At 43.0% G+C, this 13,534-nt stretch carries 9 protein-coding genes; all 9 read right to left on the reverse strand.

The annotated features are described in order from the left end of the window. Positions 1-126: 126 nt before the first annotated feature. Positions 127-1,959, reverse strand: a complete 1,833-nt coding sequence (locus H8S37_RS15210; RefSeq protein ID WP_186876922.1) for an ABC transporter ATP-binding protein — start codon at positions 1,957-1,959, stop codon at positions 127-129. Beyond that, the gene (locus H8S37_RS15215; protein WP_186876923.1) at positions 1,952-4,192 is read right to left on the reverse strand and encodes an ABC transporter ATP-binding protein; all 2,241 of its coding nucleotides are present in this window, start codon (positions 4,190-4,192) and stop codon (positions 1,952-1,954) included. Before H8S37_RS15215 ends, H8S37_RS15210 begins: the two co-directional genes overlap by 8 nt. A gap of 42 nt (positions 4,193-4,234) precedes the next feature. Continuing rightward, positions 4,235-4,696 (reverse strand): MarR family winged helix-turn-helix transcriptional regulator, encoded by a 462-nt coding sequence (locus H8S37_RS15220; protein WP_186876924.1) that lies wholly within the window; start codon positions 4,694-4,696, stop codon positions 4,235-4,237. Between the two features lie 473 nt (positions 4,697-5,169). After that, entirely contained in the window at positions 5,170-6,786 is a 1,617-nt protein-coding gene (ptsP, locus tag H8S37_RS15225) for a phosphoenolpyruvate--protein phosphotransferase (protein ID WP_186876925.1), read from the reverse strand. Between the two features lie 157 nt (positions 6,787-6,943). Further along, on the reverse strand, positions 6,944-7,657 hold the full coding sequence (locus H8S37_RS15230) for an HAD-IA family hydrolase (protein WP_186876926.1): 714 nt from the start codon (positions 7,655-7,657) through the stop codon (positions 6,944-6,946). A 554-nt stretch (positions 7,658-8,211) separates the two neighbouring features. Beyond that, positions 8,212-8,706, reverse strand: coding sequence for a DUF2752 domain-containing protein (locus H8S37_RS15235; RefSeq protein WP_243207217.1), 495 nt, complete (start codon positions 8,704-8,706; stop codon positions 8,212-8,214). Positions 8,707-8,732: 26 nt separating this feature from the next. Continuing rightward, complete coding sequence (locus H8S37_RS15240) at positions 8,733-9,308, reverse strand: CD225/dispanin family protein (protein ID WP_186876927.1); 576 nt, start codon at positions 9,306-9,308, stop codon at positions 8,733-8,735. 118 nt (positions 9,309-9,426) lie between these two features. Continuing rightward, a complete protein-coding gene (locus H8S37_RS15245) occupies positions 9,427-10,830 on the reverse strand; it encodes an alanine/glycine:cation symporter family protein (protein WP_186876928.1) in 1,404 nt (467 codons plus the stop codon). Next, positions 10,820-13,531, reverse strand: coding sequence for a translation factor GTPase family protein (locus tag H8S37_RS15250; protein WP_186876929.1), 2,712 nt, complete (start codon positions 13,529-13,531; stop codon positions 10,820-10,822). Before H8S37_RS15250 ends, H8S37_RS15245 begins: the two co-directional genes overlap by 11 nt. Positions 13,532-13,534 lie beyond the last annotated feature (3 nt).

Below are 13,534 nucleotides of genomic sequence, written 5' to 3' on the forward strand. Positions count from 1 at the left end.
ACCTCATACCATCCATACAGGCATGGAACATTCTGTAAATGGATGATAGCGTCAGTAAACACTGACGCTATCTCTTATTATAGAGGAAACGATTTGTAAAGTAAACATTCTCCTCCTTATTACTTCTTACGCGACTTCCGTCGTCTTTTCAAACTGAGAATTATACAGCTCTGCATAGAAGCCTTTCTTTGCAATCAGCTCCTCATGCGTTCCCTGCTCTACAATGTCCCCCTCTTTCATAACAAGAATCAAATCTGCATCCCGAATGGTGGACAGCCTATGTGCTATGACAAAGCTTGTTCTGCCTTTCATCAGATTATCCATCGCCTTTTGAATCAGTACCTCTGTCCTCGTATCAACAGAGCTGGTCGCCTCGTCTAAGATAAGAATCTTCGGGTCTGCAAGAATCGCTCTGGCGATTGTCAAAAGCTGCTTCTGTCCCTGAGACACATTGCTTGCCTCTTCATTTAACTCCATATCATATCCGCCTGGAAGCGTCTGTACAAACCGATGGACATGCGCTGCCTTTGCCGCCTGGATAATCTCTTCCTCCGTCGCGCCCAGCTTTCCATACCGGATATTGTCCCGTATAGTACCGTGAAACAGCCATGTATCCTGAAGTACCATTCCAAACATCTCTCTAAGCTCATTTCTGTTAAAGTCCCGTATGTCATGTCCGTCCACTTTAATTGCTCCGCTGTTTACATCATAAAACCGCATCAGCAGCTTAATCATCGTTGTCTTTCCTGCGCCAGTCGGCCCTACAATTGCTATTTTCTGTCCTTCTTTTATCTTTGCCGAAAAGTCGTTGATAATAATTTTCTCTGGATTATATCCAAAGTGCACATGCTCAAACTCCACATTTCCTTTCAGCCCTTCTACACTGACCGGATTCGGCACCGTCTGCTCCTCTTCTTTTTCTTCCAGAAATTCAAATACTCTCTCGGAGGCCGCTGTTGTCATCTGTAGCATGTTTGATACCTGTGCAATCTGCTGGATAGGCTGTGTAAAATTCCTTACATACTGTATAAAGGACTGAATATCCCCAACCTCTATCGTCTTCTTAATCGTCAGGTATCCGCCTAAAATCGCAACAGCCACATACCCCAGATTTCCGATAAACTGCATAATCGGCATCATCATTCCGGAGAAGAACTGTGATTTCCATGCAGAATTATAAAGCTTTCCGTTTGTATCATTAAATGTGCGTATTACATCCTCTTCTTTATTAAATGCCTTTATGATATTGTGCCCGCTGTATATCTCCTCTACCTGTCCGTTTACATTTCCAAGATATGCCTGCTGATCTCGGAAATATCTCTGGGAATGTTTCATAACAAATGACAAAAGCCCTGCGGAAATCGGAAGTATCAGCAATGCCACCACCGTCATCAAAGGACTGATAGACAGCATCATTACAAGTACCCCGATCATGGTAGTCACCGAAGTGATAAGTTGTGTCGCACTCTGGTTTAAGCTCTGTCCCAGTGTATCAATATCGTTTGTCACGCGGGAAAGAACTTCTCCTACCGGTTTCGTATCAAAATAATTCATCGGCATACGGTTGATCTTTTCCGAAATTTCCTTTCGCAGACGATATGTTGTCTTCTGGGAAACTCCCGTCATAATAATTCCCTGGATAAAGGTACAAAGAGCGCTGATCACATACAGCCCCAAGGTCATTAAAAGAATCTGCCCGATCTTTCCAAAATCCATGCCGCTTCCGCCGGACACCTTACTGACAAGGCCGTTAAAAATCTCTGTAGTTGCCTTACCGAGTATCTTCGGACCTACAATATTAAATATCGTTCCACACACAGCAAAAATAAGAACGAATAACATCTGTATTTTATATATACTCATATATTTTATCAGCTTTTTCAATGTGCCTTTGAAGTCTTTTGCCTTTTCTCCTGGCATACCGCCTCGCATTTTTCCTGGTCCCATACCTTTACTCATGACTGTCCGCCTCCTTTCCTTCCATTCCTGCCTTCAGTTCTTCTTCTGAAAGCTGTGAAGCCGCTATCTGCCTATATACTTCGCAGTTTTTCAGCAATTCCTGGTGGGTTCCCATTCCTGCGACTTTCCCTTCATCCAGAACAAGAATTTGTTCTGCATTTAAAATGGTACTGATACGCTGTGCGACAAGGATTACCGTACTTCCGGCCGTTTTCTGTTTCAGCGCCCTTCTAAGTGCTACATCTGTTTTATAGTCCAGAGCTGAAAAGCTGTCGTCAAAAATAAAAACCTCCGGATGCTTCGCAACCGCCCGCGCGATAGAAAGCCGCTGCTTCTGACCGCCGGAAACATTTCCTCCCCCCTGGGAAATTGGGCTTTCATATTTGTCCGGCTTTTCTTCTATAAATTCCACCGCCTGGGCAATCTGCGCCGCCTCTTCCATCTCTTCCCTGTTTCCATCTGGATTTCCAAACAGAATGTTAGATGCGATATCACCGGAGAACAGTACGCCTTTTTGCGGTACATATCCAAGCCGTTCTCTTAGTTCATGCTGCTTTACCATACGGATATCCTCTCCGTCCAGACGAATCGTTCCTTCTGTCACATCATAAAATCTGGGAATCAAATTAACCAGCGTCGATTTTCCGCTTCCGGTACTTCCGATAATCGCCGTCGTCTCGCCTGGTTTCGCCGTAAATGTAATATCATGCAGCACTTCCTCATCTGCTCCCGGATAGCAGAAGGATACATGTTCAAATTCCAGAACTCCCTTTTTCTTTCCGGAAAATGCTTTCGGCTGTTTTGGATCATGGATGACTGTCTTACTTGTCAGCACCTCTTCTACACGATCCGCTGCCACCGCTGCCCTCGGCAGCATAATGGAGAGCATACACAGCATTAAGAATCCCATAATAATCTGCATCGTATATTGGATAAATGCCATCATATCTCCAACCTGCATCTGCCCTTCATTGATGCCATGTGAACCTGCCCACATAATTAAAACAGAAATTCCATTCATAATCAGCATCATAACCGGCATCATAAATGTCATGGCACGGTTTACAAACAGATTTGTTTTCGTCAGATCTATATTCGCCGCGTCAAACCGCTTTTCTTCATGTTTCTGTGTACTGAATGCCCGTATAACCGGAAGTCCTGTAAGAATCTCCCTCGTCACAAGATTCAGCTTATCTACAAGGCTTTGCAGCATTTTAAATTTGGGCATTGCGACAATAAATAAAACCAAAATAACCACCGCAATCAATACAACGGCAAGAGCGATAATCCATGACATGGACACATTTGTCTGAAACACCTGGTAAATTCCCCCTATTGCGAGGATTGGGGCGTAGAGCACAATACGCAGCAGCATGACTGTAAGAAGCTGGATCTGCTGTATATCATTGGTGCTTCTTGTAATCAACGACGCCGTAGAAAAATGATCAAATTCATTATTAGAGAATCCGACTACCTTCTGAAATACCTTACTTCTCAAATCCCGCCCCGTAGAGGCTCCTACCCGCGATGCCATAAATCCTACCAGAACACTCGCCGCCATTCCAAGGAATGCAAGTGCAATCATTTTTCCGCCTGTGGCAAGCAGATAATGGATCTGCATGGAATCTGTATCCATCCCTAACTCTTCATAGGCCGTCTTTGCAAAGCTGATTGCCGCCTGCTCTAAAATCGTATCCGGAATATCCTCCATCTGCTTAGCAGCTTCTTCAACAAACGCCTCTCTCTGTTCGGCAGGCATCACTTTCAGCATGTCAAAAATATCCATTTCTTCCGGCAATATTCCCTGTGCAGAATTTGCCGTCATCTGCTCTTCTAATTCTTTTGTCATGTCACTGTTGGATTCAAGTCCTGTCACCATCATCATAGGAAGCGCCATCACATCCGAAAGCTCCTCTTTCTTTTCTTCGTCTTCCTTCACAGCATCTTTGAGTACATATGCTTCTACATCATAAGAGACCTCGTCTTTCTCATAGGAATTGACAATTCTCTCCTGAGCTTTTTCTGAAACAAACAGAAGTATTTTTTCCATGTCCTCTGCTCCAACTGCTACAGGAACTTTATCCTCTATTCCGCCCTGCTGGATTCCCACATTTACAATGTCGGAAGTATATGCGGGAAGCGACAAGTCGCAATACGCCTGAAGTATCAGAACAGCTATAATTACCAGCATTGCCTTCCAGTATGTACCTGCATACTTAAACAAATTTTTCATGATTATTGATCCTTTCTGCCTCCATTTTCAGTTGCGAATCCATTAGTCCGTCCACCGGCCAAATTTTTCTTCCTCTGTTTTCAGATTCTCACATATCTGAAACATCATCCTTCTCATCAGAAGCTTCTCTTCCACACTCATTCCCTGAAATATCAGCTCATCTAACTGCTGTGAAACCCTCTTTACATCCTCAATACAAGATTTCCCTTTTTCCGCCAGCTCCAGACGCATAATTCTCTGATCCTTTTCGTCCGCTTTTCTGCTGATATATCCTGCTTTCTCCATCTTCTGTATTGCTGAAGTAATAGAGGGGGGGGTAACATCCATGCGCTTCGCCAGTTCCTTCTGTGAAAGAGAGCCGCTCTGATGCAGCGAAAACAAAATGCCTGCATGGGTTTTGTTTAAATCATACTTTCCAAACATTTCCTTTGCCTTCTGTTCACATCTGTGCATCAATATTCCAATCAGCCCGATAGTCGGTATATGATTCATATCACACCTCATACCGTTCACCTCCCAAACAATCAATTAATTAGATAACTAAATATTATATTAGTATTATCATACAAAAAAGTCAAGTTATTGATAATAAATTCACATTTATTTCATAATTATAAACAAATTTTAATTAAACATCTAACTATTTTTAAGCATCTATACGCTTCTTCACACAACGTTCTATTAAAATACATCTTTATATGAATATAAATTGTGGGGAAAATTCAAAGACCCCGCTGCAAGCAACGGGGTATCAAATTTTACGCATCCCAAGGGGCGGGGTATTTTACCCTCGCGGCGGTCGCCAAATGTGCTTGCAAGCACACCCGCACGGCTCGTCGCCCGCGGAAATAAAAGAAATCAGCCTTGGGCTGCTCCTTTGCCCAGAAGTAAAAAATACTTCTGCCTAAAAGTGCACAGCAGCACAAAGCCGATTTTTCATTGAAATACTACTTGCAATAAATACATGTACCTGTGAATTACAGATGCAGGCTTCTTACCTTATCTCTTACAGGAAGTACAAAGGTTGGAGATACAGAAAGTTCATCCACTCCCATTTTCAAAAATGTCTCTGTCAGCTCTATATCTGCACCGAGCTCTCCACAGATTCCTACCCATGCACCACCTTTGTGTCCATTCTCGATCGTTTTCTGAATCATACGCAGCACTGCCGGATGATGCGGATCATAGAATGTGTCCAAATTTGGATTTTGTCTGTCAATTGCCAGTGTGTACTGAGTCAAATCATTCGTACCTATACTAAAGAAATCCACTTCTTCCGCCAGTTCTTCACTAATCATTACAGAAGCAGGCGTCTCAATCATAACACCGATTTCAATATCCTTATACGCAATCCCATCTGTTCTTAATTCTGCCTTTACCTCTTCCAGAATAGCTTTTGCGCGTTTTACTTCTTCCACAGAAATAATCATCGGGAACATTACAGAAATATTTCCAAATGCACTCGCCCTTAAAATCGCGCGCAGCTGTGTCTTAAATATTTCTTCTCTTGTAAGGCATATGCGGATTGCCCTATATCCAAGAGCCGGATTTTCTTCTTTCTCTAAATTGAAGTATCCCACCTGTTTGTCCGCCCCAATATCCAGTGTACGAATAATTACCTTTTTCCCTGCCATATTTTCTGCCACTGTCTTATATGCAAGGAACTGTTCATTCTCTGTCGGATAATCTTCTGACTCCAGATATAAAAACTCGCTGCGGAACAGACCAATTCCTTCTGCGTCATTCATCAGTGCAGCCGCTGTATCAGAGACACTTCCTATATTCGCATAAAGATGGATCTTTCTTCCATCCTTAGTCACAGTCTCTTTTCCCTTCATTTCCTTGAGAAGCTCCTGTTTTTTCAGTTCCTCCTGCTGAACTGCCTTCGCCTGGTTTAAGTATGCTTCGTCTGGATCTATTGTCACAGTCCCCTCATATCCATCTATCACCGCCATTTTTCCGTTCCACTCTTTTTGAATGTCTACTTCAATCAGCGCTGGTATATTCATTGTTCTGGCTAAAATGGCTGTATGAGAGTTCGCAGACCCATATCTTGTGACAAATCCGAGCAGCTTCGACTTGTCCATTTGCACCGTTTCACTTGGAGCCAGATCGTCTGCCACCAAAATAACCGGCTCTTCCATCTCTGCCATATTCTGTCCGTTACCACTAAGTACATTAACAATCCGTTCTGAAATATCCTTTACATCTGCGGCCCTTGCTTTCATATATTCATCATCCATAGCTGCAAACATAGCTGCAAAATTGTCCCCTGTAACAGCCGTCGCATATTCTGCACAGGTTTCCTGTGTCCGGATAATATTGTATACGGATTCCAAGTAATCCCCATCATCCAACATCATCATATGCACTTCAAAAATCGCCGCCTCTGTTTCCCCCACCTCGCGCTGTGCCTTTTCAAACAAATGCTGAAGCTGTTCTTTTGCTTTCTCACGCGCATTGTCAAAACGGGCTGCTTCTGCCTCTACATCTTCTACCTTTTCTCTTTTCACAGCAGTCTGATTCTTTTCATAATAAAAAATCTTACCGATTGCCATCTTCTTAAAAATTGATTTGCCTTTATACTGTTCCATAATCTTTTCCTCCCTTCAGGCTGTAAACTTTGTCGTTGATTGTCTGCATTCAATCCATCCCAAACGGCTTTTTCCTCTGTCCGCCGCTTTCATATTAAACCAATGCTGCCTCCTTTCTCTCTTTAACAAATAGGAATTTTCCTGTTTGATCTCTCTTTTATACAATTCGTATATCCCCGATTCTGATTTCTTCTCCACAGATACACTTTTCATATGAATCAACACAAACCATTTCTTCTCTTTGCCCAGGCACAGAATATCTGATATAACACGCAGTGTACATTCCAGCCTTTTTTGCCCCGCTTATGTCTTTTTGCGGGTTATCCCCAACAAATAAACATTCATTCGGCCTCACTCCTGCCTTTTCTATACAAAGTTCAAACAGCTTTTGTCCTGGTTTGTCTTGTCCAACCTCCTCACTCGTTATAAAACAATCGAAATAAGCAGCAAGTCCTATCTTTTCCACTTTTTTATTTTGGATATAGGATGTCATATCTGAGCCTATCCCTGTATAAATATTCTTTTTCTTCAACAGTATCAGAAGTTTTTCTATTCCTGGCTCTGCGCAAGCATTTTTCAATATATCCTCCCAATATATCTTATACATTTCATTTGCATAAGGATATACCGGCTTTTTTAATATCTCCAAGGTGTTTTGAAAACGTATCTGCCGGTTGTGAAAAGATGGATGGGAGAATCCAATCCTGCCGCCTATTCTCTCCTGTGCCTTTAAGATTGCTTCTCTTAAAGCCTCCGGTGATATTCCGAGCTGCTCCTCTATATAGTTCTCTACTTTTCGCATCGCATGGCTGCTGCACTTTGTAAACGCAAACAATGTGTCGTCTACATCGAAAAACACTGCTTTTATCATACTCTTCTTTTCCTTTATTCATACATCGCATCCATATAACACGGACTATATTTATTCTATCATATTTTTTTCTTCCTTTGTACAGAAATTTCTGAATATGAATGTAACAGTTCAGCCATACAGTGTGCGGGAAGCATAAAACATGCAAGCATGTTTTTGCGACCGTACATCTGTATGAGCTTAAGCGCCCATCAATGAGTAAAACGGCGGCGGCAGCCACGATAAGCACGCAGTGCGGTTTTACGAATGGCGCGGGCTGAACTGCTACATATGAATCTATCGAGCACATGTAATTTATTCCCTCCGAGATAACGGGAAGATAAACGGAACAAAGCGGACAAGCCCACTTCAACTCCGCTGTCCTTCACTCTTGAGGGGCTTATACACTTTGCGCGCCGCCGCAATACCGCAAAGCGGTAAAATTTCCTTATTGCGGCGTGCGCATACTGCCCGAAGGGTTTTTATATCATAGGTCAGTCCGAAGGACCTTCCTATGATATAAAAAACATCAACGCCGCCTCTAAATCCTTAAACGGCATTGATGCTTCATCGTTTTAAAATTTTCCCAAAATTCCTCCCGGGGCCAGAAGCGTAAACGGAAATATTGGTATGTTACGTACTACTCCGTAGAGTAATACCGCAATCAAAATAATCACCAGCAGCCGTACAGATATTTTGGAATCTATGTGGTTTTTGCCCGTTATCATCCAATCCGCACACCTGGCTGCAAGGTACAGCCCTAAAAATGGCAGCAAGAGGATCAAAAAAGGATTATAAGCAAACGCCTCATAAAGCCTTCCGTGAAGCAGAGCATAGCATGCCCTTCCGGCTCCACATCCCGGGCAGTATATTCCTGTCAGAGTATGTATCACACACGGAACCGGATAAATCCTTGGATTATGATAAAACAGATAGATGCATCCCGCAAGGAATACTGCGGCAATCGCTAAGACTGCCAGTACCCGGACCCGCCTGGATTTTCTAAACCTCTCTTTCATCGCAGTCACTGTTCCTCTCCCGCCCTGCATTTTCCCCTGAAATTCTGCCATATAATTTTTCATCCTATTGCATTATTTTAGTAATAGTACACTGTGCTTACACCAATCATTACAATATAAATAATGAGTAAAATCCACATCAAAACGCCTACAGCCGCAGATACAATAATCCAGATCTTTGCTTTCTTTGCGGAATCCTTCGCTTCTGCCATGTTTCCTGCTGTTACCGCGCTGTTGATTTTAGCCGCAAATACGATCGCAACAATACCAAATGGTGTACAACATAAAATTGTGCTAAGAATAGACAATACCAGATACGGTACCCAATTCACCGGCGGCTCCTGACTGTATCCCGGCTGCACCGGCGGTATATCATAAACCGGCGGTGGAGTCTGCTGTGTAGGAGGCGCCTGATACATATCATTTGGCTGGACCGGTTCTTGATAATAACCTGGATTTGGCTGCGGTGTTTCCTCAGACTGTACATTCGGCTGCTGTGCTTCTTCCGGTTGTGCATCCATCTGCTGTGTCTCCTCCGATACCGGATTTTCTGCCGGTGCCTCTGTCTGGACAGGTTTTGCCTGCTGTGCACCGCAGTATGGACAGAATTTTGTGTCGTCCGGTATCTCCTTATAACAATTAATACAATTCATAACTTCTACCTCGCTCTCTCGTTTTTTAGAATTATATGTTTTTATCAATAATACCATTCTATCAAGAAAATGGTTACAAGGGAACCTCCATTTTGTGAAAATTCTTTTATATTTCTTTTTACTTCCAGCATTGTGTATTTTTTATTCCCAGCTTCTCAGCTTTAAAAACCGGGTCTTTACCTTCTCTTTTTTGCTTCTCATAATCTTTGAGTACCAGTAGTGCCTTCCTTCCAAGTATCAGAATCGCAACAATATTCACCGACGCCATACAGCCCATTGTTATATCCGCAAAATTCCATACCACAGAAAAATCTGCCTGCGCTCCTAGAAACACTGCCAGAAGGCAAGTGCACCGAAATAGAAAAAGCGCTTTCTTATTATTTTTAATAAACAGTAAATTTGCTTCTGTATAATAATAGTTACCGACCAGGCTGCTGAATGCAAAAGCAAAAATAGAAATCGTAATAAAATGAATCCCCCAGCTTCCCACATTTGCAGAAATTGCTTTCTGCACAAACGGAATTCCATCCAGAACGCCTGGCACTCCCTCTATTCCAGAAAGCAAAAGCATCATCGCCGTTGCCGAACAAATCAAAAGCGTATCAATAAACACCGATAATACCTGCACCATACCTTGTTTGGCAGGGTGGCTGACAGAGGCGGCCGCAGCCGCATTCGGCGCGCTTCCCATACCTGCTTCATTGGAAAACAGCCCTCTTTTTATTCCAATCACGACTGCACTTCCCGCCATACCTCCCAAAATTGCCTGCACATCAAACGCCTGTGAAAGTATCATGCCAATTACCTTAGGCAAAGCCGAGAGGTTCATACAAATTGTAAACAGTCCTATCAATAAATAAATGCCCGCCATTATCGGTACCATAACGGATGTAATAAACCCGATTCTATGTACACCTCCGAAAATTACAAAAGCGGTAGCCAGCGCTAAAAGAATACCTACAATCACTGGATATATCGATTCACTGTAGTTTGGAATATAATATTCCAGTGCAGACGACATGTTGAAAGACTGCAGTCCGTTAAATCCATAGGCAAAGCAGATAATCATAAGAATAGAAAATACAATACCAAGCCAGCGTTTTCCAAGTCCCTGTTCCATATAGTACGCCGGACCGCCTCTGTAGTCCGCGCCATCTTTTACTTTATAGACCTGTGCCAGTGTGCTTTCGATAAATGCAGATGCACCTCCTATCACTGCCATCAGCCACATCCAAAACACCGCCCCTGCGCCTCCGGCTGCAATTGCCGTTGCGATTCCCGCGATATTTCCTGTCCCCACACGAGATGCCGTAGATATCATTAACGCCTGAAAAGAAGAAACTTGTTTCTTTCCATCTTCTTCTTTTCCTTTCTCTTTCAATATATGAATTGCTTCTCTTATCATTCTTACCTGTACAAATTTTGTACGTATAGTAAAATAAAGCCCTGTCCCTATAAGCAGAAACAAAAGCAGATAGGTATACATAAAGTCATTGATTGTTCCTAAAATCTCATTTAACATTGCTACTTTCCTCACTTCCTCCCAGTCTTATTTTTTCCACCGCTTCTGCAGCATCTTCTTTCAGAGCATAAAACAAATAGTTCCTCTCCACAGTATTTTTTCCCAGATATTCCTCTCTTATCTCTTTTTCTGCCAGTCTTATTTCTTCCTTAAGTCCTTCTGCTGACATTCTCTGCGCTCCTTGTCCCAGAATAATTACCTGTTCTAAGGCATCTGAGGTAGCGACCGTAACATCTTGGTGTCTTCCCATGCGCCGCACCGTTTTCTCAATGTACTGATCCGCTGTCTCCGCTTCTTTCGTATAAACTACATGGATATTATGATACTTTATTGTCTCTCCCTTATTTCCTTCCACTTTATAAGCATCAAATACAAGAATCAATGTGCACTTCCTATAGGCTTGGTAATTGCACAAAATATCCATCAGTTTATTACGCGCTGCCTCCATACTAATTTCTGAAAGTTCTTTTAAATCCTTCCATGCGAAAATAATATTATAACCGTCAACCAAAAGATATTCTTCTCTATTTTTCTCTTTTTTGCGAGACTTCTTTCTTCCTTCGCCTTCCTGTTTTTCCTGTGCCCGAACAGTGACAGGGGTGGCAGTATAGTTTCTTTTTATCGGATCTGGTGTTTTTACATAAATTGCATCCAGTTCCTCCTGTGTCAGTTCAATTCTGGAAACCGGCGGCGGACAAAATGTTCGTCTTTGTGCTTCGCTCTCTTCTTTCTTTGCAGTATAACAGCTCCCAATGTGCGCATATTCCTCCACCTGATACCAGGGAACTACAAATCCGGCACCATGGGAACAAAATACCGAACCTGTCGGATTTTCTGTATCTGCTTCTGCATCATATCCTATGCCTTCTATTACTTCTTCCTGGTTCTGGCAGGCTCTGTATCCCTTCGGTTCACAGAACAAGCGTCCTTTTCCCTTTGTATAAGAGATAAATTCTCTCTGATACCCCCGCATCTGGGATACCGGAGCACTTCCAGTAAGGATGACAGACTCCCCTAATGTCAGCGGGGGAACAAAGTCTCCTTTCATCTTCTGGATATCCGTCATAGCTCTTCCAACCATTTCTGCCGGAAGCTCCATTTTAAACTCATAGTATGGTTCTAACAGTATACTTTCTGCTTTTTTTAATCCCTGGCGTACCGCCCGGTAAGTCGCCTGCCTGAAATCCCCGCCTTCTGTATGCTTTTGATGGGCTCGTCCCGCAAGCAGAGTAATTTTTATATCTGTAATCCCGGCTCCAGCCAGTACTCCTTTATGTTCTTTTTCCTCTAAATGTGTCAAAATCAGCCTCTGCCAGTTTCTGTCCAGCACATCCCCGCTGCAGACAGACGCAAATTGCAGACCGCTTCCTCGCTCCCCCGGCTCTAATAAGAGGTGAACTTCCGCATAGTGCCGGAGAGGTTCAAAATGTCCAACTCCTTCTACAGGAAATTTTATTGTTTCTTTATACACAATATTCCCTTCTACAAATTCCACCCATACCCCAAACCGTTCTCGAATAATATGTCTTAGAACTTCTGTCTGTACTTCTCCCATCAACTGCGCATGAATTTCTCCCACTGCCTCTTCCCATACAATATGAAGCGCAGGCTCTTCCTCCTCCAATGACCTTAAGTTCTCCAGCATTTTATGTATATCACATGCATCCGGAAGATCGATACGGTAGGTCAGTACAGGTTCCAATACAGGCAAGTCTGATTCTGGTTCTGCGCCAATCCCTTCCCCCGGATATGTGTCTGAAAGTCCTGTCACTGTACACACGCGCCCTGCTGCCGCCGCAGGAACTGCCGTATATTTTTCTCCGGAATAGATACGGATTTCATTGATTTTTTCCTCAGAATTTCCAATGCTGTCCCTGACCTTTAGCTCTCCGCCGGTTACTTTTAAATAGGTCAGCCGGTTTCCCTGGGAATCTCTCCCGATTTTATATACCTTTGCCCCAAATTCTTCAGGGTACTTTAATGACTCTGTAAAATCCGCAATCCCATTTAAAAGCTCATCGACCCCGTCCATATAAAGCGCAGAGCCAAAATAACAGGGGAACACATTTCTCTCTTTTACTGCTTTTTGAATCAGTTTCTTGTCTATTTTCCCAGATTCCAGATAAGACTCCATCATTTCTTCACCGCATAGCGCAAGGTTCTCCATAGCCATTTCGTCTAAATAGCTGAAGTCAATACAGTTTTCTCCAAACTGTCTTTCCAGCTCTGCCATAATTTCCCTTCGTTCTGTTCCCTCTTGATCCATCTTATTTACAAAAAGAAAAGTGGGGATGTTATATCTTTTCAAGAGCTTCCACAAGGTCATCGTATGTCCCTGCACACCATCTGAGCCGCTAATCACAAGCACCGCATAGTCCAGCACCTGCAGCGTTCGTTCCATTTCCGCCGAAAAATCTACATGGCCAGGTGTATCCAAAAGCGTAATCTCCATACCTTTCCATTCAAATACTGCCTGTTTTGAAAATATAGTAATTCCCCGTTCCCTCTCTAACTCATAGGTATCCAAAAATGCATCCTTGTGATCTACACGTCCGGCCTGGCGGATTTTTCCGCTCAAAAATAAAAAGCTCTCTGACAGAGTCGTTTTTCCTGCATCGACATGGGCAAGAATTCCCAGACAGACGTGCTTTTGAGACTTTTTCACTTCTCTGTTTTTCTTATTCTCGGATGTATTTTCCATGAA

The sequence above is a fragment of the Mediterraneibacter hominis genome, from assembly GCF_014287475.1.
Classification (GTDB): domain Bacteria; phylum Bacillota; class Clostridia; order Lachnospirales; family Lachnospiraceae; genus Mediterraneibacter; species Mediterraneibacter hominis.